The sequence below is a fragment of the Blautia sp. AF17-9LB genome, from assembly GCF_003479185.1.
Taxonomy (GTDB): domain Bacteria; phylum Bacillota; class Clostridia; order Lachnospirales; family Lachnospiraceae; genus Fusicatenibacter; species Fusicatenibacter saccharivorans.
Genome location: NZ_QUGU01000013.1, coordinates 1 through 20,716 on the forward strand (window position 1 = coordinate 1; position 20,716 = coordinate 20,716).

The following is a 20,716-nucleotide window of genomic DNA, read 5'->3' on the forward strand; positions in this document are numbered from 1 at the left end:
AAGATCTAAGAAACAGGCGTATCCGCCGATATTTTGTCTGCCGCCTAAAGCGGCCGGAAGCACGTGACTTTAGTCATGTGAGGTTCACTAGCGGTAGAGAATTTCTATAAGGGATGTTGTTGCTTTTTCTTTGATTTAAATCGAATGCATAAGAAAAATGTAAGAAAATTTTCACCAAACGTCATAGATTTTCAGAAGAATATATGGTAGTATAGGGCTAACAAAAAAAGTATGTGAAAAAAATAACAAAGCGGAAAGGAGATGCAGGTGTATGAATAAAAAATTAGCAGGTATTTTTGCAATGTGTGCTCTGTTGCTGACTGGATGTCAGGGAGCGAAAGAGAGCAGCAAGGAAATTACGCCGCCGGATACCGGATGGGGGAAAACGGTGGATGAAGTGCTTGCCGACTGGAATCTGGATCGGGACCAGGTGGAAATTTTCTCCGAAACTAACAGTGCAGCCGCGATCGCAGTAGATACAGAAGCCACTGTTTTCGGCGAGCAAACTTCCAGAGTCATGTTTCAGTTTATCAACCTCGATCAGACCGGAGCGACGGGAAAACCAGTATTGTGCGAAGTAGACATCACCTACCCGGATGATGCCGATATGGATACCGTGAAAAAAGAGATGGAAAAATCCTACGGAAGTTCCAAAGACTCCATTACCCGCTATGAGCTGTACCAGTCGCTGGGCGACGATCAGCTCCCGGAATATACTTACAAAAAAGCAGATCAGCTTGCCGTCTGGTCCGGCGAGAGCCTGAAAGATGCGATTCCTTCCGATAAGAGCACCGAATACGAAACTGCCTGGGAAGCATACCAGCCTGGCCTTACTGCCGACAACTGGGAGAGCTACACTGAACAGACAAGCATGGCAACCGCCGTATGCGCATCCGGCGCAGAAGCATTTCCAATGTTTGAAAAAAACGGTGTCAGCCTCGAAGCTTATCCGGGACTGGTATATGAGCAGGTGAAAAAGTAATATGAAATGTAACTATTCAGAGCCATGCGAAATGAAAGAAAATCGTGAATCATGCTTGCATGAATGAACGGTTTTCTGGAATTTCATATGGCGAGAAGCAACATCGAGATGCAGCGCAAGCGGAATCGAGATGGGGTTCTGAATAGTTACTATGAAATAAGAAAGTCATAAACTCCCGGCAGTGCCGGGAGTTTTTCCGTGCATAGGGAGAGGGAAAAGAGTGTGTCCCGGAAAAATTCATGATATACTGAAAAGAGAAAATTCAACTTTTGGAAGGTTCCCGGAATGTCTGTTTTGGAAGAGAGGTGATTCGCCCGTGTATTTTAAACCTGAAAGAGGAGAATCAGGAAAAACTGAAAAGCGGAGAGGCAACACAAAGAAGGGTTGCGATTCCATAGAAAAATAGAGAAAAGCGTGCCTGGAGAACAGACACGCTTTTTAACGTCATGCAGAATGAAAAAGTCTGATGAATATTTGGAAGTACGATTTTAATTTGCACAATTCCGCTCACACAGGAACGCCAGCCCTTTCAGCAGAAGGTTCGGGTCATAGATATGAGGATGTAAAACGAGCGGTTCGACGAAGCGTGCCGCGCCGCCGGTGAGGATGAGGGTGGCGGGGGAGCCGAGTTCGGCTTCGATGCGCTGGACCATTCCGTCGAGCATCGCGGCCATGCCGACGATGGTGCCGGAGAGAATGCATTCTTCGGTGTTTCTGCCAATGATGCGTTTCGGGATCTGGAGGTCGAGCCGCGGGAGCTGGGCGGTCCGCTCGGAGAGGGCGCCAAGTCCCATATCGAGTCCCGGTGCGATGGCGCCGCCGCAGAAGACGCTGTTTTCCCGGATGACATTGAAGGTCGTCGCTGTTCCAAGATCCACGGTGATGACCGGCAGCGGATAATGTGCGGCGGCCCAGGCTGCATCAACGAGGCGGTCGCGGCCTACTTTTTCCGGTTCCGGGATGGAAAATGTCATGCCGAGATCACTTTCGGATGTGACGAGCAGCGGTTCTGTGCCGAACAGATTACGGACACATTCCTGCAGAAGCGTCAGAACCGATGGAACAACGCTGGAAATGATGACGCCCCGAAAGTCGGACGGGGAAAGATTCTTGTCTTCAAAAAGCTGCTCGATCGCAGATTCATACTGGCTGGCAGACCAGGTGTGGTTGATGTCAATCCGGGCTGTGAATTCGAGGGAATACGCTTGCTGCGGTGCGATCCGGACGCCGCCGAGCGTAACGGTTGTGTTCCCGATATCAATGGCTAAAATCATAAAAATACCTCGCGATTATTTTAAAAGTAGAGCTCTTTTGTCCTTTTATTATAAAGCCTTTTTGCGTCAATGGCAAACAGGATTGGTTGTAATCTGTTTTTCTGTCTGCTATACTTAAAACTATCATAGGAAAAAAGTTGCTTCGAGGCAGCAGAACGGAGTTACAATGGAAAATCTTGACGGAAAATGTGTTGTACTTGGTGTGACGGGCGGAATTGCCGCCTATAAAATGGCAAATGTGGCGAGCGGTCTTCGGAAAGCCGGAGCAGACGTGCATGTCATCATGACCGAAAACGCGACGCAGTTCATCACCCCGCTGACGTTCGAGACGCTGACCAACAACCGCTGCGTGGTCGATACGTTTGCGCGTGATTTTAAATATGAGGTGACGCATATTTCGCTGGCAAAAGCGGCGGATCTGATTATGATTGCCCCGGCTACCGCCAATGTGATTGCAAAAATGGCACACGGCATTGCAGATGATATGCTGACAACGGTGGTGCTCGCAGCGAAGTGCAAAAAGCTGGTCTCTCCGGCGATGAATACGGCGATGCTGGAAAATCCGATTACGCAGGATAATCTGGCGACGCTGAAAAAATACGGTTTCGGCATCATCGAGCCGACCGTGGGAATGCTGGCGTGCAAGGACGTCGGAAAAGGAAAACTGCCGGACCCGGAGGTGCTGCTCGATTATATCGCGATGGAGCTTGCCCGCGAAAAGACGCTCGCTGGTGTGCGTGTCACCGTGACTGCAGGCCCGACGCAGGAATCCCTCGATCCGGTGCGGTATCTGACGAACCATAGCAGCGGCCGCATGGGATACGCGATTGCGCGGGAGGCGATGCTCCGCGGCGCGCAGGTAACGCTGATTTCCGGCCCGGTTTCATTAGCCCCGGTTCCAGGCGTTGCGATGCGACCGGTGACGACGGCGAAGGACATGCTGGAGGCGGTGCGGGAGACATTGCCGGAGACGGATATTCTGATTAAGGCGGCCGCGGTTGCTGATTACCGGCCTGTGACGGTGGCGGATCAGAAAATCAAAAAGAAGGACGGTGACATGAGCATTCCGCTGGAGCGCACCGACGATATTCTGGGATGGGTGGAAAAGAACCGTCATCCGGGGTTGTTTGTGTGCGGCTTCTCGATGGAAACCGAGAACATGGTGGAAAACTCGCGTGCAAAGCTGGAGAAGAAGCATCTGGACATGATCGCGGCAAACAATTTGAAGACAGAGGGTGCCGGCTTCGGTGTGGCGACGAATGTGGTGACGCTGATCACGAAGGACGGCATCAAGGAGCTTCCGCTCATGGGAAAAGACGAAGTGGCGGGCTGCCTGCTGGATGAGATTGCGGCGCGGCGGTGATCATGTTGAAGTGTGACTTTTTTTCGTTTCCTGGTTGACGCGGGAAAAATGAATGCGTTATAATAAGCACAGGCGCAGCGGCGCACTTTACTTTTACGAAAACAACGAACGATAGGATGGATAAACGTGGAAACGGAAACAGGGGAAGGCTATGCAGAGCTTTCTTCCGTTTCTGTTTCGTTTTTTTAAGGAGAAATTCGGATATGATATTTGAAACACATGCACATTATGACGATGAGAAATTTGATGAAGACCGCGCAGAGCTGCTTTCCTCGATGCAGGAAAACGGGATCGGGCGTATCATCAATGTCTCGGCAAATCTGGAATCACTGGAAAATACAAGAAAACTGATGGAAGCGTATCCGTTCATCTACGGCGCGTTCGGCCTTCACCCGGATGAGGTGGGCGATCTGAACGAGGACGTGATGGCGCGGATGCGGGAACTCTGCCGCATGGAAAAGGCGGTCGCGGTCGGTGAGATTGGCCTTGACTATTACTGGGACAAGGAGAATCATGAGAAGCAGGAATACTGGTTCCGCCGTCAGATTGCGCTTGCTCGGGAAGAAAAACTTCCGATGATTATTCACAGCAGGGAGGCGGCGGCCGATACGCTCCGCGTCATGAAAGAAGAAAAATCGGAGGAGATCGGCGGCGTCATTCATTGTTTTTCCTACTCTGTGGAGATGGCAGAGGAATACCTGAAAATGGGATTTTATCTTGGCATTGGCGGCGTGGTGACGTTCAAAAATGCAAAGAAGATCAAAGAAGTGGTTCAGATGGCTCCGATGGAGCGCATTCTGCTGGAAACAGACAGTCCGTATCTGGCACCGGTTCCGTACCGGGGAAAACGAAATTCATCTCTGTATCTGCCGTACGTTGTGCAGGAGATCGCAGAACTCAAGGGAATTTCGGAAGAAGAAGTCATTGAGACGACAGAAAAAAATGCGGTCAGACTGTTTCGAGCAGAGGAATAGGAAGCGATACCAGAGGTGTTTCTTCTGTTTTATTTGTTCGGATCAATTCCGTCTGGCCGGGCAAATTGAATAGGAGAAAGCGAAAATGGTTGATAAAACAATGATGGGCGACAAATGCGCCGAGCTGGTGCGCGCCGCGATGATCGGTGCGCTCGCAGTGACACTGGGAAACCCGACAGCCGTTTATGCAGCAGAAGAGGAAACGGCCGATCCGGGACAGATTGGAATTGAGATTGCAGGGGAAGCAGCCGTTGGGGCTGCTTCTTTTTGCGTGGAGGAAGATGCGGCGGAGGAGGCACCTGCGGAAGCGGAAGAGGTGACAGAACCGGAAGGTACGCAGAATGATGAGATGGAAGAGGAAAGTGGATCCGAGGGAAAAGAAGATGAGACAGTCCCGGAGGAACCGGAACCGCAGGAGCCTGACGGCGGAGAGAATGCAGGAATGACGGAACCGGGAAAAACGGGCGAGACAGAACCAGAGGGGCCGGAAAATGCAGAACCGGGAGAGGCAGGCGAGACAGAGCCAGAGGAGCCGGAAAATCCAGAACCGGGAGATCAGGGAGACATGCCGGAAACACCGGGAAACAGTGAAATGGATGGATCGTGGCCGGGCGAAGGGGAAGATATTTCCAACGATCCATGGCCGGGGCAGGAAGAAATCGGCGGCGGAGATGGGGAGCAGATGGAACCGCCGGAGGAAGAAAACGGATCTGCAGGAAGTGATGATGCAACTGGTGGGGACAAGACGGCAGAAGTCTCTTCGGATTCTGATTTATCACAGTCTGCGGAACCGCCAGCCGCCGAGGCTGAACCCGTCTTTTCGGCAGAGCAGGAAGCTGAGCGCACGCGGGAAAGCTACAGTGAGTGGCAGGCGGCAGAAGCTGAAAAAGTCACGATTTCCCGTATGCCGTGGCTGTTTCATACGGTTGAAAAAACATATGCTATCGCCGATGTGAATTCCTGGCTTCACGTCCGCGAAGGAAAAGGCACAAATCAGAAAATCGTCGGAATCCTGCCGAAGGGAAGCCTCTGTTATATTTTAGCGGATGCGGATTCTGACTGGGTTTATGTGGAATCCGGCGATGTCCGTGGATTTGTCTGCGCGCGGTATCTCCTGCGCGGAGAAGAGGCTGAAAAAGAGGTAAACCGTTGGCAGGAGGAAAGTTTTCCCATGGCGGAAATGTGGGTGAAGCCATGGAATAATAAGGCGTACACCTATACATATGCAACGACGAGAACACTTCTTTCTTCTGACGAAGCGCGCGGCGAGGTCCTGCAGTACGCGAAAAAATTCCTGGGAAATCCGTACGTCTGGGGCGGGACGAGTCTTACAAACGGCTGCGACTGTTCCGGCTTTGCCCAGCAGATTTTTGCTAATTTCGGGTATACCCTTCCGAGAACCTCACGCCAGCAGGCGAAAGCTGGAACACGCATTCCGGTGCAGGAGGCAAAGCCTGGTGATCTGCTGTTTTACCAGCGGGAGAGCGGGTTTATTTACCATGTCATGATTTATCTCGGTGATGGAAAAGTAATCCACGCTGGAAGCGAGGCGACGGGGATTCTGATTTCAGATTTTAACTATGAGAAATCGACAGAATTTGCTGTGCGGGTGATTTCGAAGGAAATGCGTGAGAGCAAAATAGAAACGGGAGATGTGGATAATGGGAGAAAAGAAGGAAACTCTGTGGATAACCAGACAACAGAAAACGGGAATGGTGGAAAACAGAAGGCGGGAGCAGAAAATGTGCAGAATACAAGTGCAGAAAACAGTACCGCAGGTGATCGGTTGGAAAGCGCTTCGGGAAAATATCTCGGCAATTTTAAACTGACCGCTTACTGCAACTGCGCCGTCTGCTGTGGCCGCTGGGCGGGCGGCCCGACCGCATCCGGAAAAATGCCGGTGCAGGGCCGGACCATTGCAACCGGCGTTCTGCCGTTTGGAACGAAGCTGAATATCGGCGGAAAAATTTATACGGTCGAGGACCGCGGCACGCCGTACGGCCACATTGATATCTATATGGAACGCCATGCAGACGCAGAGGAGTTCGGCGTGCGCTACGCGGATGTATATCAGTCAGAAGAAATCTGATAAAATTTGCCGATCACGGCGGCATGTGCATCCGTGCCGTGGCCGATATACGGAGTCCTTGCAATCGGGAGATCCGGTCCGGCCGCCTGGCGGACAAGCTGCGGCATATCCGGCGTCAGCTGGTCGCGTTCCATCTGGGAAAATGTTCCGAGGAGAATACCATTGATCTGTTCAAAGGCATGCATCATTTTCAGCTGGGACAGAAACGTAACCATCTGCGGAACGCCGCCGCCCATGGCTTCGAGGAGCAGGATTTTTCCGCGGAAATCCGGCTGAAAATCCGTTCCGGCGAGCTTCAGAAAACAGCGGATATTTCCGCCGATCATCACCCCTTCCATGTGATCGCCCTGCAGAAATGTGCAAGGGAGGTCGAAGAGGCTGGGAGACTGCCCGGAAAAAGCGTTTTGGAACAGAGTGATCTGTTCGGCGCTGTGGTCGTACAGCAGATTTCGAACCTGATACAGCATCGACTCATTTCCAGTCGCAGTCGTGACAGCATTGACAATCGTCGTGAGATCACTGTATCCCCAGAAGCGCTTGCCGGAGGCGGCGATGACAGAAAAATCCAGATACGGCAGAACTTCATTCGCCATATCGCCGCCGGAAACATCAAAAATATCCGTGATTTCTGGGTCACAGTAAAGGTTCATCAACGCATCCGCCCGCTCCGCGCCCGTGCCGGAAAAGCCGGAACCGTTGTCGTAGAGGCAGGGGCTTAAAACAGGATCGAAGCCCAGCTCCCGCAGAATCTGACAGAGACGCGCCAGATCGGCGGAAAAGGAAGGATGCATGGGGTTGGAGCAGGCGGTAATACCAATTTTATGAGACATAAAGATTCCTTTCTCGGAGTAAAACAAGGCAAAATCTGCATTTTCGTGGCACACCAGTACAGCTTTTTCTTTGAATTTGCAAAGCAGATTTAGAGATCGCCGGTGTTTGCAGAATGCCGTTTTGGACAAAAATTATAAAGCTTTGAGGTCATCAATCAGTGTCTGTACTTCCTCTTCCGTTGTTGCCCAGCTGGTGCAGAACCGCGCAATATTTCCGCCGTCCGCGGATTTCCCCATTGGCTCGAAAATATAGCGTTTTTCCAGAGTTTCCTTCTGCGCATCGGTGAGAATCACAAACTGCTGATTCGTAAAACTCTCCACCCAGAATGGAATCCCCTGCGCCGCAAATGCTTTGCGGAGTTTCATGGCAAGTTCATCGGCGCGGCGTGTCGCAGTGAAATAAAGATCATGCCCCAGCAGGCAGTAGAACTGCAGTCCGAGCAGCCATCCCTTTGCGAGGACAGCGCCGTTCTGTTTCATGTAGGCTTTGAACCGCTTTTTCAGCGAGTCAGCTGTAAGCACAACGGCCTCACCAAACAGCGCACCGCATTTCGTTCCGCCGAAATAGAAAACATCTGTGAGAGCAGCGAGATCCTCGAGAGAAACATCATTCTTCTCTGATCCAAGCCCGTATCCAAGCCGTGCCCCGTCCACAAACAGATACATATCATACTTCCGGCAGACCTCGTGAATCTTCGTCAGCTCCTGCAGCGAATACAGCGTTCCCTGCTCAGTCGGAAATGAAAGATATACCATCTTCGGCTCCGTCAGATACTCCGGCTCACCGCCTTCATAATAAGCCGCCGCACACGCCGCAATCTGTTCCGCCGAAATTTTACCATCCGTATTCGGCAGCTCCAGAATCTTATGCCCGGTATTTTCAATCGAAGCCGCCTCATGGCAGTTAATATGTCCTGTATCCGCCGCAATCACACTCTGCACCGGCGAAAGCGCTGCCGCCGTCACAATAAAATTCGCCTGCGTCGCCCCCGGAAAAAAATGAACCGCCGCATCCGCACAATGAATCTTCTCCCGAATCAGCTCCGCAGCCTTCTCACACCATTCATCCTCCCCATATCCACCATAACTGTTCCCATTAATAGCCCCCAGCGCCTCCAGAATCTCCGGGTGCGCACCGTGATTGTAGTCATTATTAAATCGTATCATCAGTTTATGTTCTCCTTAATTTGAATTTGAAAAATGCTGTTTCCATTATACGGCATCTGAAGGAAAACAGCAATTGGAGAACAAAAAGAGAAAATGCAAAAAAATGCAGAAGGAGGATTATCTGCATCGTACAATATTGGAGCAAGGTATTTTATCCGTGAAATTTTAAAACCCTTACCGGCAACGGAAAGGTCTTTGCTGGAGGCAAAAGTTCCTGCAGTAAAGAGTAGAACCTCATGTGTTTATGCGGATTTGAGAGACTTAATTTCAGAAATGGAACTGCGAAAAGCAGCATAAACACAGGCAGATATCCCGTGGACTACCTGTTATGTGGAGCCCTGCCGTATCCGGCATGGAAGAAGCGCGTATCCGCGCAAGATCTAAGAAACAGGCGGATCCGCCGATATTTTGTCTGCCGCCTAAAGCGGTCTGAAGCACGTGACTTTAGTCATGTGAGGTTCAGTTCGTATAAAAACAGTATCAGAAAATAAGAAAAGAACCGACAGAGAAATCTGAGAACTAAACTAAAGATTTCCCCGCCGGTTCTTTTTCTATGCATCTATTTTCATCCATTATATATTTCGCATTGACTTTTTATATACCGATTGGTATAATGATAACAGAAACACACATAAGAAACCTGCAAAATCCAATAAAATTCGTCAAAATTGCCAAAAACTCACGCAATTCGACCATCACACACAAAAGCAGACTTCTTAAATACAAAATCAACAAAAGCATTTTAAACCAAAACAAATGCCAACTCACACGTAACAAACAACCACCCAAACACACCGCGGCCAGGCGAACTCCAGAGAGCGTCCCTTCCGCAACAAAGAGGATTCAAAATGGACAATCGTCAGCTAATCATGAACTCAGCTCTGACCCTCTTCTACGAAAGCGGGTACGACGCCGTCGGTGTTCAGCAGATCGTAGACTCCGCCGGAGTATCCAAACCAACCCTGTACTATTACTTCGGAAGCAAACAAGGCCTCCTCGAAGCCCTGCTAAACGAGCACTTTCAGCCCATGGAACAAAAACTCATCGAAGCCTCCGAAACCGGGAAAAACATCCCCGAAAAACTGTACCGCATCGCGCGTGCCTTCTTCAACGGAGCCTCTGAAGACCCGAAATTCCATATGCTGATGATGGCACTGTTCTATTCCGGAAGAAAAAGCGAAGGCTTCCGCACCGTATACCCCATGATTGACCGGTTCTATCACCTGTGCGTCGACGTCTTCGACAACGCCAGCGCCGAACTCGGCAACATGAACGGCCGTCAGGAACAATTCGCCGTAGGCTTCTCCGGAATCCTGATGCACTACCTGATGATGACAGCAGGAGATCAATCCGATCTTTCCAACCTCGTCGTCCGGGACGAAGAAGTCTACCGTCTGGTACACCAGTTCATGTATGGAATTTACTCATAACCCAAAAACAAGGAGGACAAACAAAATGGCACCATGGTATGAAGAGGCAGAATTTTATCACATCTATCCGATCGGACTGACCGGCGCGCCGAGAAAAAATGAATCGGAAGAAACCGTACACCGCTTTTCCACACTGGAACAGTGGCTTCCGCACATCGCAGATCTCGGTTGTACCGCAATCTATATCGGCCCCTTGTTTGAATCAACCACACATGGATACGACACAAAAGATTACAAACAGGTAGACCGCCGCTTAGGCGACAACGCGGACTTTGCCGCATACGTAAAAAAAGCCCACGAACTCGGCATCAAAGTCGTCGTAGACGGTGTCTTCAACCACACCGGCCGCGAATTCTTTGCCTTCCGCGACATTCAGGAAAAAAGAGAACAGTCCCCGTACTGCGGATGGTGCAAAGGAATCTGGTTCGGCGGAAACACCTGCTATAACGACGGATTCTCCTACGAAGCATGGAGAAACTGCTTCGAACTCGTCAACCTGAATCTCCAGAACCAGCAGGTCCGCGACTATCTCCTTGATGTCATCGACTTCTGGATCGACGAATTCGACATCGACGGCATCCGTCTCGACTGCGCCGACTGCCTGGATTTCGGCTTCATGGAGCAGATGCGCGCACGCACATCCGCCAAAAAACAGGACTTCTGGCTGATGGGCGAAGTCATCCACGGCGACTATGCGCGCTACATCGGAGACGGCCAGCATCTGCTGCACAGTGTCACAAACTACGAGCTTCACAAAGGACTTTATTCGGGACATAACGATCATAACTACTTCGAAATTGCACATACGATCCGCCGCGAATTTGACGAAAACGGCGGCATTTACAAAGGAAAGAAACTGTACAGCTTCGTTGACAACCACGACGTAGACCGTCTGGCCAGCAAGCTGAACGTAAAAGAAAACATGATTCCAATTTATGCGCTGCTGTACTTCCTGCCGGGCATCCCGTCCATCTATTACGGATCGGAATTCGGCATCGAGGGAAGAAAAGAAGGCGGAAACGACGATCCGCTGCGTCCGGCGCTGAATCTGGAAGAACTGGAGAAAAATCCGCCGGCAGAAAAACTTCCGGCATGGATCAAAACATTATCAGACGTCAGAAAAAAACATCCTGCAGCACGAACGGGAAGATACCGCGAACTCATGCTGACCAACCGCCAGTATGCCTTTGCACGCCTGGATGAGACAGACGCTCTGATCACAGCAGTAAATAATGATGAAAACCAGAGTGCGGGAGTCTGGATTCCTGCATCTTGCGACGGAACATGGAAAAACGCGGTAACCGGAGAAGCCATTTCTCCGGAAAATGGAAAACTTTTTGTTGAAGTACCTCCGTGCGGCTGTGTTCTGATTGAAAAAGAATCATAAAGGGGATTTTTTCTATGAAGGAAACTGCAAAAACAACAGCGAAAACCAGAAAAGCGCCAAAAAAACCGGCGGGCTATCAGCCAAGATTTTCTGAACTGGATCAGTACTTATTTGGCCAGGCAACCCATTACGATATTTTCCGGAAAATGGGTGCGCACCTGGACAAAAAAGACGGCAAAGTAGGAGCCTGGTTCACCGTATGGGCTCCGCATGCGGCGGAAGTATCTGTCATCGGCGAATTCAACGGCTGGGATGCCCATGCCAATGTGATGCGGAAAGTCGGCGAGGACGGCGTTTATGAAGTGTTCATTCCGGGCGTGACCGAGGGAATGATGTATAAATATTACATCCGCACACCGGACGGAAGAGAACTGTACAAAGCAGATCCATACGCATTTGCATCCGAAAAACGGCCGGGTACCGCGTCAAAAGTAGCGGAAATCGAAGGCTACCGCTGGGGTGACAGCGAATGGCTGACGAACCGCAAAAAATTTGACGTTCAGAAATCCGCGCTCTCCATCTACGAAGTGCACCCGGGCTCCTGGATGAAACATCCGTGGTCCGAATCCAACCCGGACGGATTTTACAATTACGTTCAGTTCGCACATTCGCTTGCCGATTACGTAAAAAAAATGGGCTATACCCACGTAGAGCTGATGGGAATTGCAGAGCATCCGTTTGACGGTTCCTGGGGCTATCAGGTAACGGGCTATTACGCACCGACCTCCCGCTACGGAACACCGAAAGAGTTTAAATATCTTGTTGATTATCTGCATAAAAATAAAATCGGTGTTATTCTGGACTGGGTACCGGCACACTTCCCGAAAGATGCGCACGGCCTTGCTGATTTTGATGGCCAGCCGCTGTATGAGTACGCCGACCCGAGAAAGGGCGAGCACCCGGAGTGGGGAACGAAGATCTTTGATTACGGCAAAAATGAAGTGAAAAACTTTATGCTGGCAAATGCGCTTTACTGGGTAGAAGAGTACCACGTAGACGGTCTCCGTGTCGATGCTGTTGCTTCGATGCTGTATCTCGACTACGGAAAAGAGCCGGGCCAGTGGGTGCCGAACAAGAACGGCGGAAATGAAAATCTTGAAGCCGTCGAGTTCTTCAAACACCTGAATACCCTGGTGCGCGGACGAAACAAAGGTGTCATCATGATTGCCGAGGAGTCCACAACGTGGCCGAAGGTAACGGGAAGCGTAGAGGACGGCGGCCTGCATTTCTCCTACAAATGGAACATGGGATGGATGCATGACTTCCTCGATTACATGAAGCTCGATCCATACTTCCGCAAATACAACCATAACAAGATGACCTTCGGCATGACCTATGCATTTTCCGAGAACTACATTCTGGTGCTCTCGCACGATGAGGTTGTCCACTTGAAATGCTCGATGATCAACAAAATGCCGGGCGATCTGGAGGAAAAATTCCAGAACCTGATGGTAGGCTATGCTTTCATGTTCGGGCACCCGGGCAAAAAACTTCTGTTCATGGGACAGGATTTCGGACAGCTCCGCGAGTGGAGCGAGGAACGCGAGATCGACTGGTTCCTGCTGGCAGATGAGGGGCATCAGCATCTGCAGACCTTCTTCAGTGACCTGCTGAAAATGTACCGCAAGTACCCGGCACTCTACGCGAACGACTGCGGCTACGAAGGCTTCCAGTGGATCAATGCCAACGACGGCGACCGCAGCATTTACAGCTTCGTCCGCTGGTCACCGACAGGAAAAAACAACCTGTTGTTCGTCTGCAATTTCACACCGGTCGAGCGTCCGGATTATATGTGTGGCGTACCGCGCAAAAAACAGTACCGCCTGATACTCGACAGCTCCGATATGAAATACGGCGGCCCGACCGAAAAACGCCAGGTAGCCTACCGTGCCAAAGAGGGAGAATGCGATGGCCAGCCATATCGGATTGCATATGCACTTCCGGCGTATGGTGTGGCGGTGTTCAGCTTCTAAAATAAGATAGCTACTAATTTTCATTAATATCATGACCGGCAGAGAACGAAAGAGATTTCTTAAATCTGTCGGTCATTGTGTTTTGTGTTCGAAGGAAAAGAGGTGTTGATTTGATGAAAGAAGAAAGAAAAGAGCCGATACAGATTCCGCACATCCAGACAATCAACGATCACATTTCCTATCTTACACCGACAGAACATCCACTTTCGGCAAATGTTGTGATCATCGAGGGTGATGCATTTTTCTGGGTATATGACGTGGGAAATCATCCTGCGGTTTCAGAAATTCTGCAGAAAAAGTCAGAACAGACAGGAAAAGAAATTCGGGTGATTTTATCCCATTTTCATCCCGACCATATCGGGAATCTGTCGGAGATTTCGTGCGAAGCGGTTTACCAGGGGAAAAATACGTTTCGTTATACAAAAACAGGAACTGTGATAGAAGAAGATACGTGGTTTCAGGACGGTGACGTGTGGTTACATTTATTTCCGATTCCATCGAGTCATGCCAAAGGATCGCTTGCATTGGAAGTGGATGAGACGTGGTGCTTTCTCGGGGATGCGGCATATGCGACGCAGAAAAACGGACAGACCGTTTATAATGCCGAGCGCCTGCTGGCAGAAATCCGAGTTCTGAAAAACGTGCGTGCGCCGTATTTTCTCCTGAGCCACAGCGAACCGTTTCAGCAGAACAAAGAGGATGTGCTGGAATGGATGGAAGCGATTTATGAGAAACGGAAACGAGATGAATCATATATAAAAACACCCCAGCGCGTATGACAGGGAGTCCTTCGAGGCTGAATCAGTTATGCCACTTCGGCAATTCACTTTCTTTCACTGGAACTGATTCAAGATCCATATTTGACCAATATGAGCCGATATCTGAACTTGTGAAGTATTCAAAATTGCCCGTGGAAGATTTCAGCTTTCCGTTCTTGACTCCATTGCAGACATAAACCAGTTCGTAGTTTGTCCCATCCGAAAGGTTAAATCGAAAACTGGTCACATCTGCGCCTGTGGTTTCTTCGACTTGTTTGTCTGTCAATGATAAGTTTTCAAACATATGATACAAGTCTGTTATATCAGTTTTTGCAACGACTATTTTCTTTTCTGCTGATACCGGTGCTCCCGCATAGTGGTACATTTCGATATTTTCAACATCTCCAACTTCAAAAGGAAAGTCGATATGGACCGTTTCTTTGCTACAGCCGACCAGTACCATCATTAAAATCAGAAAGGATATCAAATTTGTCGCTTTTTTCATATCATTGCACTCCTCGTCATGTTTTTGACAGGTCAAGAGTTCAAAAATCCTCTTGCAAGCGAGCTTGCATTAGCTTTTTGAGCCTGGTATCATGATGATTTGAGTATATCATAGTTTAACCGAATCAAGCAAGTCACCTGCTTCCATTGCGCGAAGCAATAAGCAGGGGGTTGGGACTTACTTGATTCGGTTAAACAAACAAGGGAGATGAAAAAATGAATGAAATTATAGCTTTACAGAAATATGAAAACGAAGCACAACTTGCAAAAGAGCTGATTCGAGGCTTTTGGCTGGCTCATGGTGATTATGTTATAACCGACGAAGAGGCCGCGGAGAATCTTGCTGCCTGGACAGACAAAGGGCATGTGTTTTATTTTATCTTAAAAGAAGAGATCCCCATTGGATTTGTGCATCTCGGAAGCCGCGGGGCGGAAGTTGACTGGATCGAAGATCTTTTCGTACTTCCGGAATACCAGGGAAACGGATACGGAAGTCATGCGATTGCGCTGGTCGAAGCCGAGATAAAAAAGTATTCTGAATCTGTCTATCTTGAGGTAGCTGCGCGAAATTTTGGAGCGATGAAACTCTATCATAGATTGGGATATCATTGCCTGAACACTGTGACGTTACGCAAAGATTTTCAACCGGAGAATTTTGAAGTGATTCGCAGCGAAGAGCTTTTGGGGTATCCGTTGGAAGTTAAGAAGTATATTAAGTAGAATCTCACGCCGATTTGCGCAGCAAATCCAGACCTCCCCACCGCCCGCCTCAATGTCAGCCCGGAAGTGCGTCTGTGTCGTCTGGGACTGTGCCCCAGGGCACAGTCCCAGGCGGCGCAGGTGCACTTCCGGGTGTCCGTTTTTTAAACAACCGCAACCCCCGCCATCCCCAGTACCGCCGCAATCGCAAACAGCACCAGCAGATGCACCGGATAAAACGCATAAAACGGATACTTCAGATTCAATCCTCGTTTTCCGTTATAAAAATGCACCGGGATCATCGCCAGAAAACAGGTGATTTCATTCAGGCTCAGCAGCGTAAGTACGGCGCAGCCAATTCCAATACAATACATCTTATTGTTACGCAGGTTATACATCAGAACAATCGTCAGAATTCCCATCGCACTGTAATCGGTTTTCAGCAGTGTAGCAACAGTGCATGCCGCTACGATCACCAGCAGTTTTCCAATGGAAACTTTCCAGTTGGCTCCCCGCCAGTTTGTACCGTCCTGATGCGTTTTTTCATCAATCTTCTGCAGGAAAATCATCATCACAAGGCCGATAAACAGAGTGAAAAATACATTCTGATAATTCAGATAAAACGGTTTTCCCGCAAATGCAAGGTCAAACGGAACTTCTGAAACCAGTGCGAAAATACCAAGATTCAGAGCATACTTTTTCACATCATGTGTATGTAGAAATCCCTCAATTAACAGAAAACAGAAAATTGGAAAACTGATTCGTCCGATGGCACGCATAATCATGTCCGCGTAATAAATCACAGCTGTGTTTCCTGTGGAGAGAAATGATGCGCCTCCGTCCGAAGCGTTCACCGCATCCAGAAGACCACGGGAAATCAGGATTCGGTCGAAAAGTACAGCTGCAGTGTGGTCGATCAGCATACAGACCATCGCAATGATTTTCAAGGTACTGCCGGGAATTTTACCGGCGCTTTTTACGGGTTTCGCAGTAGTAGCTGCCATATAAAACATCCTTTCTGGAACGCAAACGAAAGGCAGACTGTGCAAGCCGTCTGCGGATCAGGTTCCTGTAACGACAAACAGCAGAAAATCCTGCTGTTTTGCCAGAGTTGTAATACTATGATTATACGTTCTGAGGAGGTTAATGTCAAAGAAAAAACAGTTCTGAAATAACGCAGAGTATGGTAGAATCTGCCAGTCGGGTAAATGAAAATAGAAAGCGTCTCCGGGCTCATCCCAAAACGAACGGGGCAGCGTACCAATTCGTAAACCAGAATTGGTACGCTGCCCCGTATTTTAAAATACATCCAGGTCTTTTCCGTTCACGACATATCCGTCATACCCTGCATCCCGGATTTCATCCAGAATCGCGGCATCGCGCCATGCCATCTCGGCGGCAAGGTTTTTGTGGTTATCCTGTACATTCATATGGTAAATCCGGTGATACGTAACGAGCAGTTTCGGATTTGCCTTTTTTGCAACACCGGCAAGATCCGTGCTTAACGTATGCACTTCCCGGTGGTATTTCTGCCATTTTGGTTCGCGGCAGGAGATTCCGGCGGCGTATTCCACTTCGTGCAGCAGGATATCACAGCCTTTCGATTTTTCTGCCACGAGATCCAGCGGAGCGGTATCGCCGGTAATGACGATTGTGCGGTCCGGTGTGGTGAATTTATAGCCGTAGCATTCCAGTGTTCCGTGGCTGACCGGAAAAGCCTCCACCGTAACCAGGTCATCCCGGTAGACAATGCCGGATTCAATTTCTGTTACCTCAACGCGGTAGCCGGATTCGTTTGCTTTTTCGAAACCGTGAATTCGGAAATCAATGTCGGTTTCATAGGCCTGTAAGATATGATCGGTCATGTGCTGTAAGCCCTTTGGCCCGAAAACTTTCAATGGAACCGGGCGCTCCAGCACCCACGGAGTGAAAATCAGATCCGGGTACCCTGCGGTATGGTCTGTGTGAAGGTGCGTACAGAAGGCAACGGTCAGAAGATCCGGCCGCAGGGCATCCACGCCGTTAAAATAGGCGGCTGAGGCCTGGCGGACAACGCCAGGGCCAAAATCTACCAGATAAGCACGGTCACCGACCACGACAGCGGAGGAAGGTCCGTTGGCATTCGGACACGCATTTGGTGTGCCGGTTCCGAGAAGAACAAGTTTTGTCTGCATTCTTTCTCTTTTCCTTTTCTTTTTTTGTTTCTGTTTCTGTTTATGATTTTCTGTTACGATTTCTGCTTTTGCCTTATTTCTCTTCTTTTGATTCATTGTTTTGGGTTTCCGGAAGATGCTTAATGGAAATTCCGGTAAATCCATAGAAAATACTGAAAACCGGGGTCAGGTAAAGCAGGAATAAGTACGGGAAAAATGCCGACCATGCAACACCAAGTGTGCCGGCCATGTATACGCCGTAGCCATGCCATGGAATCATAGGACCAGCCATAGTTCCGGAGTCTTCGAGGCAGCGGGAAAGAATTTCCGGTGCAACCTTGCGCTCTTGAAAGACAGGTGCCATCAGACGGCCGGTCAGAACGTGTGCCATCGGCTGGGAGCAGCTGATGAGGCTGGTCACGTAACCGACAATCATCGTTGCAAGGATCATACTTCCATCGCTGTTGATTCTCTTTACAATCGCTTGAAGAATGTGATCCAGTACACCGAGTTTTTCCAGCATGCCGCCCATGCCGACAGCAAAGCAGATAATGGCTACGTACTGGAGCATGCTTCCCATGCCGCCGCGGTTTAAGATGGATTGTAATACCGGTTCTTCGATTGTGGTTGTGTAACCGTTGTAAGCTGTGCGGATGATGCCCTGCAGAGTATCGTGCTGCACAAAATAGGAAACAAATCCGGCAGCGAAGCTGGAAAGACCAAGTGCAGAGATCGCATTTACTTTGCAGAGGAGCAATACAATAATCAGGATGGCAGGGATCATGGTAATCCATCCGAGCTGGAATTCACCGTTTAAAGCATCGATGTAAACGGTAATGCTTCCCTCGGTATAGCTTCCGCTGGTCTGCTGGAAACCGAGAATAGTAAAAAGAATTAAGGTAATTACATACGTTGGAAGGGTGGTCCAGAGCATCGAGCGGATATGATCGCCAAGTTTGGCATCTGCAACGGCCGGAGCAAGGTTTGTGGTATCGGAAAGAGGACTTAATTTGTCACCGAACATGGCACCGCAGATGACAGCACCGGCTACCATGCCAGGATGGATACCCATGGCGTTTCCGATCGCCATCATGGCAACACCTGCGCTTCCGACGGAACCATAGGAAGTACCGGTTACAATACTCAAAATGGAGCAGAACAGCAGCGTCAGAGGCAGCAGCCAGGACGGGTTAATCATTTTTAAGCCCCAGGAAATGATGGTGGCAATGGTGCCACTCTGCAGCCAGGTGCCGATCATGACACCGATGGCCATCAGAAGGCAGAGCGTCGGGACGACCATACGGATGGCATCGTATGCGCCGGCAACAATTTTGGCGTAAGAAATACCGAAAATTTTACAAAACAGATAGATAAAAATCCAGCTTGCAAACAGGCCGATCATAGGACCGCCGGTTTTCAGGCGGATACAGACTGCGACGGATACGATGATCAGCAGCAGCAAAAGCAGTGACTGTGGCAGATTGAGTTTTTTTTCTTTCGTTCCGCTCATAAAAAAATCCCCCATTCATAGGTAAAATGATTTGCCCGTTCAACGCGTTAAAGTAGAAAAGACATGTAATATATTATAATGGTGAAATGCAGAAAAAGCAAGGGAAATTCTCTTGATTTTTTGTTCTATGGTTGCTATAATAAGCGTGAGTGTGGGGCGGAGGATAAACTTCGGCCCTTTTGCAGCTAACTATAAACGGAATCAACAAGATAAAGAGGTTAAATCAATGACAAGAATAGACATTATTTCAGGTTTCCTGGGCGCAGGAAAAACAACCCTGATCAAAAAACTCCTCGGAGACGCACTGAAAGGCCAGCAGGTTGTCCTGATCGAGAACGAATTCGGTGAAATCGGAATCGACGGAGGCTTCTTAAAAGATGCCGGTATCGAAATCCGTGAAATGAACTCCGGCTGCATCTGCTGCTCTCTTGTGGGAGACTTCGGCGCAGCATTAAAAGACGTTATCACCAAATATCACCCGGACCGCATCATCATCGAGCCGTCCGGCGTAGGTAAACTCTCCGACGTCATCAAGGCTGTAGACGGTGTAGAAAAAGAAGCAGGCGTAGCCCTGAATTCCGCAACAACCGTAGTCGACGTTATGAAATGCAAAATGTATCTCAGAAACTTCGGCGAATTCTTCGAGAATCAGGTAAAGAGCGCAGGAACCATCATCCTGAGCCGTACCGATAAAGCCGATACCGAAAAAGTAGAGGCAGCTGTAAAAATGCTCCGCGAACTGAATCCGGAAGCACACATTATTACCACACCGGTTGAAGTACTGGGTGGTAAGAAAGTACTCGATACGATGGAAGGTGCCATCATCAACCTTGCGCAGGTAGAAGAGGAAGAGCATCATCACCATCATCATGACCACGACGAGTGCTGCTGCGGCCATGACCACGATGAGGAGCATGAGCACCATCATCACGATCATGATGACGAGTGCTGCTGCGGTCACGATCACGAGGAGCACGAGCACCATCATCACGACCATGATGACGAATGCTGCTGCGGTCACGATCACGAGGAACACGAGCATCACCATCATGACCATGATGACGAATGCTGCTGCGGTCACGATCACGACCATGAGCATCATCATCACGATGATGCGTGTGGCTGCGGTCACGAGCATCACCATCATCACCACGCAGACGAAGTTTTCACAAGCTGGGGTCAGGAGACTGTGAAGACCTTTACCAAAGAGCAGATCGAAGGCATCTTAAAGAAACTTTCCGAGGATACCGCTTATGGTATGGTTCTTCGTGCCAAAGGTATGGTAGCAGGCGCCGATGGACAGTGGATCTATTTCGATATGGTTCCGGAAGAGTACGAAGTACGTGACGGAGCACCGGAATTCACCGGAAGAATCTGTGTCATCGGTTCCAAATTAGCAGAAGATAAGCTGGCAGAGCTGTTCGGACTGTAAAAATACAAAGTAGCTGCGAAAATTACGGTCCGCAGGGTACCTGTGAACTGTAGTGAAGCTGCCGCATCAGAAACAAAATCCGATGTGGCAGCTTTTTTCTTGATTTAGAGACAAAGCAAAAGGCACGCCCGGAATCTCAGCCGCAAAAGCAAGTGCAGAAAGATTCCGGGAGTACGTCAAAGACAACGGAG

General features: G+C 49.4%; 18 protein-coding genes. 11 read left to right on the plus strand and 7 right to left on the minus strand.

Translation table 11 applies throughout. From position 1 onward, the window contains the following. Window positions 1-271 precede the first annotated feature (271 nt). Complete coding sequence (locus DWX00_RS13705; RefSeq protein ID WP_118595546.1) at window positions 272-982, plus strand: hypothetical protein; 711 nt, start codon at window positions 272-274, stop codon at window positions 980-982. Window positions 983-1,470: 488 nt separating this feature from the next. On the opposite strand, the gene DWX00_RS13710 is transcribed toward DWX00_RS13705, so the two are convergent. Then, window positions 1,471-2,256, minus strand: coding sequence for a type III pantothenate kinase (locus DWX00_RS13710; protein ID WP_022461121.1), 786 nt, complete (start codon window positions 2,254-2,256; stop codon window positions 1,471-1,473). A 166-nt stretch (window positions 2,257-2,422) separates the two neighbouring features. On the opposite strand from DWX00_RS13710, the gene coaBC reads away from it, so the two are divergent. The 3 genes from coaBC to DWX00_RS13725 all read left to right on the plus strand — a co-directional run bounded on the left by coaBC (window position 2,423) and on the right by DWX00_RS13725 (window position 6,682). After that, a complete protein-coding gene (gene coaBC / locus DWX00_RS13715) occupies window positions 2,423-3,619 on the plus strand; it encodes a bifunctional phosphopantothenoylcysteine decarboxylase/phosphopantothenate--cysteine ligase CoaBC (RefSeq protein ID WP_117813435.1) in 1,197 nt (398 codons plus the stop codon). Window positions 3,620-3,822: 203 nt separating this feature from the next. After that, window positions 3,823-4,593, plus strand: a complete 771-nt coding sequence (locus DWX00_RS13720; RefSeq protein ID WP_022461123.1) for a TatD family hydrolase — start codon at window positions 3,823-3,825, stop codon at window positions 4,591-4,593. A gap of 85 nt (window positions 4,594-4,678) precedes the next feature. Continuing rightward, complete coding sequence (locus tag DWX00_RS13725; protein WP_118595547.1) at window positions 4,679-6,682, plus strand: NlpC/P60 family protein; 2,004 nt, start codon at window positions 4,679-4,681, stop codon at window positions 6,680-6,682. On the opposite strand, the gene DWX00_RS13730 is transcribed toward DWX00_RS13725, so the two are convergent. Together DWX00_RS13730 and DWX00_RS13735 are read right to left on the minus strand one after the other, a co-directional pair. Next, the gene (locus DWX00_RS13730; RefSeq protein WP_118595548.1) at window positions 6,664-7,512 is read right to left on the minus strand and encodes an LD-carboxypeptidase; all 849 of its coding nucleotides are present in this window, start codon (window positions 7,510-7,512) and stop codon (window positions 6,664-6,666) included. The two genes, DWX00_RS13725 and DWX00_RS13730, sit on opposite strands and share 19 nt — an antisense overlap. Window positions 7,513-7,644: 132 nt before the next feature. Beyond that, the gene (locus DWX00_RS13735) at window positions 7,645-8,679 is read right to left on the minus strand and encodes a threonine aldolase family protein (RefSeq protein WP_118595549.1); all 1,035 of its coding nucleotides are present in this window, start codon (window positions 8,677-8,679) and stop codon (window positions 7,645-7,647) included. A 93-nt stretch (window positions 8,680-8,772) separates the two neighbouring features. Here DWX00_RS13735 and DWX00_RS13740 point away from each other — a divergent pair, with 93 nt between their 5' ends. From DWX00_RS13740 to DWX00_RS13760, 5 genes are all read left to right on the plus strand, one after another. Beyond that, the gene (locus DWX00_RS13740; RefSeq protein WP_055220935.1) at window positions 8,773-8,976 is read left to right on the plus strand and encodes a hypothetical protein; all 204 of its coding nucleotides are present in this window, start codon (window positions 8,773-8,775) and stop codon (window positions 8,974-8,976) included. A 551-nt stretch (window positions 8,977-9,527) separates the two neighbouring features. Further along, on the plus strand, window positions 9,528-10,109 hold the full coding sequence (locus tag DWX00_RS13745) for a TetR/AcrR family transcriptional regulator (RefSeq protein WP_022461597.1): 582 nt from the start codon (window positions 9,528-9,530) through the stop codon (window positions 10,107-10,109). Between the two features lie 25 nt (window positions 10,110-10,134). Further along, on the plus strand, window positions 10,135-11,496 hold the full coding sequence (locus DWX00_RS13750; protein ID WP_118595550.1) for an alpha-amylase family glycosyl hydrolase: 1,362 nt from the start codon (window positions 10,135-10,137) through the stop codon (window positions 11,494-11,496). Between the two features lie 14 nt (window positions 11,497-11,510). Beyond that, window positions 11,511-13,469, plus strand: a complete 1,959-nt coding sequence (gene glgB / locus DWX00_RS13755; RefSeq protein ID WP_117510883.1) for a 1,4-alpha-glucan branching protein GlgB — start codon at window positions 11,511-11,513, stop codon at window positions 13,467-13,469. Window positions 13,470-13,582: 113 nt separating this feature from the next. After that, on the plus strand, window positions 13,583-14,248 hold the full coding sequence (locus DWX00_RS13760; protein ID WP_179962789.1) for an MBL fold metallo-hydrolase: 666 nt from the start codon (window positions 13,583-13,585) through the stop codon (window positions 14,246-14,248). Window positions 14,249-14,270: 22 nt separating this feature from the next. On the opposite strand, the gene DWX00_RS13765 is transcribed toward DWX00_RS13760, so the two are convergent. Further along, a complete protein-coding gene (locus DWX00_RS13765; RefSeq protein ID WP_117805284.1) occupies window positions 14,271-14,732 on the minus strand; it encodes a hypothetical protein in 462 nt (153 codons plus the stop codon). Window positions 14,733-14,947: 215 nt separating this feature from the next. Here DWX00_RS13765 and DWX00_RS13770 point away from each other — a divergent pair, with 215 nt between their 5' ends. Continuing rightward, window positions 14,948-15,451: a GNAT family N-acetyltransferase gene (locus tag DWX00_RS13770; RefSeq protein ID WP_117761329.1), complete on the plus strand. Its 504-nt coding sequence runs from the start codon at window positions 14,948-14,950 to the stop codon at window positions 15,449-15,451. A 143-nt stretch (window positions 15,452-15,594) separates the two neighbouring features. On the opposite strand, the gene DWX00_RS13775 is transcribed toward DWX00_RS13770, so the two are convergent. From DWX00_RS13775 to nhaC, 3 genes are all read right to left on the minus strand, one after another. Further along, window positions 15,595-16,434 (minus strand): TraX family protein, encoded by an 840-nt coding sequence (locus DWX00_RS13775; RefSeq protein WP_022462626.1) that lies wholly within the window; start codon window positions 16,432-16,434, stop codon window positions 15,595-15,597. A 294-nt stretch (window positions 16,435-16,728) separates the two neighbouring features. After that, window positions 16,729-17,604 carry an MBL fold metallo-hydrolase gene (locus DWX00_RS13780; protein ID WP_117510903.1) on the minus strand — a complete coding sequence of 292 codons (876 nt, stop codon included), beginning with the start codon at window positions 17,602-17,604 and terminating at the stop codon, window positions 16,729-16,731. Window positions 17,605-17,677: 73 nt separating this feature from the next. Beyond that, entirely contained in the window at window positions 17,678-19,093 is a 1,416-nt protein-coding gene (nhaC, locus tag DWX00_RS13785) for a Na+/H+ antiporter NhaC (RefSeq protein ID WP_117761327.1), read from the minus strand. 226 nt (window positions 19,094-19,319) lie between these two features. Between nhaC and DWX00_RS13790 the strand changes: the two genes are divergently transcribed. Further along, the gene (locus DWX00_RS13790) at window positions 19,320-20,525 is read left to right on the plus strand and encodes a CobW family GTP-binding protein (RefSeq protein ID WP_118595551.1); all 1,206 of its coding nucleotides are present in this window, start codon (window positions 19,320-19,322) and stop codon (window positions 20,523-20,525) included. Window positions 20,526-20,716 lie beyond the last annotated feature (191 nt).

Coding starts and splice junctions, on each gene's coding strand:
- DWX00_RS13705 (WP_118595546.1), top strand. CDS start 272: ATGAATAAAAAATTAGCAGGTATTTTTGCAATGTGTGCTCTGTTGCTG.
- DWX00_RS13710 (WP_022461121.1), bottom strand. CDS start 2,256: ATGATTTTAGCCATTGATATCGGGAACACAACCGTTACGCTCGGCGGC.
- coaBC (WP_117813435.1), top strand. CDS start 2,423: ATGGAAAATCTTGACGGAAAATGTGTTGTACTTGGTGTGACGGGCGGA.
- DWX00_RS13720 (WP_022461123.1), top strand. CDS start 3,823: ATGATATTTGAAACACATGCACATTATGACGATGAGAAATTTGATGAA.
- DWX00_RS13725 (WP_118595547.1), top strand. CDS start 4,679: ATGGTTGATAAAACAATGATGGGCGACAAATGCGCCGAGCTGGTGCGC.
- DWX00_RS13730 (WP_118595548.1), bottom strand. CDS start 7,512: ATGTCTCATAAAATTGGTATTACCGCCTGCTCCAACCCCATGCATCCT.
- DWX00_RS13735 (WP_118595549.1), bottom strand. CDS start 8,679: ATGATACGATTTAATAATGACTACAATCACGGTGCGCACCCGGAGATT.
- DWX00_RS13740 (WP_055220935.1), top strand. CDS start 8,773: ATGCAAAAAAATGCAGAAGGAGGATTATCTGCATCGTACAATATTGGA.
- DWX00_RS13745 (WP_022461597.1), top strand. CDS start 9,528: ATGGACAATCGTCAGCTAATCATGAACTCAGCTCTGACCCTCTTCTAC.
- DWX00_RS13750 (WP_118595550.1), top strand. CDS start 10,135: ATGGCACCATGGTATGAAGAGGCAGAATTTTATCACATCTATCCGATC.
- glgB (WP_117510883.1), top strand. CDS start 11,511: ATGAAGGAAACTGCAAAAACAACAGCGAAAACCAGAAAAGCGCCAAAA.
- DWX00_RS13760 (WP_179962789.1), top strand. CDS start 13,583: ATGAAAGAAGAAAGAAAAGAGCCGATACAGATTCCGCACATCCAGACA.
- DWX00_RS13765 (WP_117805284.1), bottom strand. CDS start 14,732: ATGAAAAAAGCGACAAATTTGATATCCTTTCTGATTTTAATGATGGTA.
- DWX00_RS13770 (WP_117761329.1), top strand. CDS start 14,948: ATGAATGAAATTATAGCTTTACAGAAATATGAAAACGAAGCACAACTT.
- DWX00_RS13775 (WP_022462626.1), bottom strand. CDS start 16,434: ATGGCAGCTACTACTGCGAAACCCGTAAAAAGCGCCGGTAAAATTCCC.
- DWX00_RS13780 (WP_117510903.1), bottom strand. CDS start 17,604: ATGCAGACAAAACTTGTTCTTCTCGGAACCGGCACACCAAATGCGTGT.
- nhaC (WP_117761327.1), bottom strand. CDS start 19,093: ATGAGCGGAACGAAAGAAAAAAAACTCAATCTGCCACAGTCACTGCTT.
- DWX00_RS13790 (WP_118595551.1), top strand. CDS start 19,320: ATGACAAGAATAGACATTATTTCAGGTTTCCTGGGCGCAGGAAAAACA.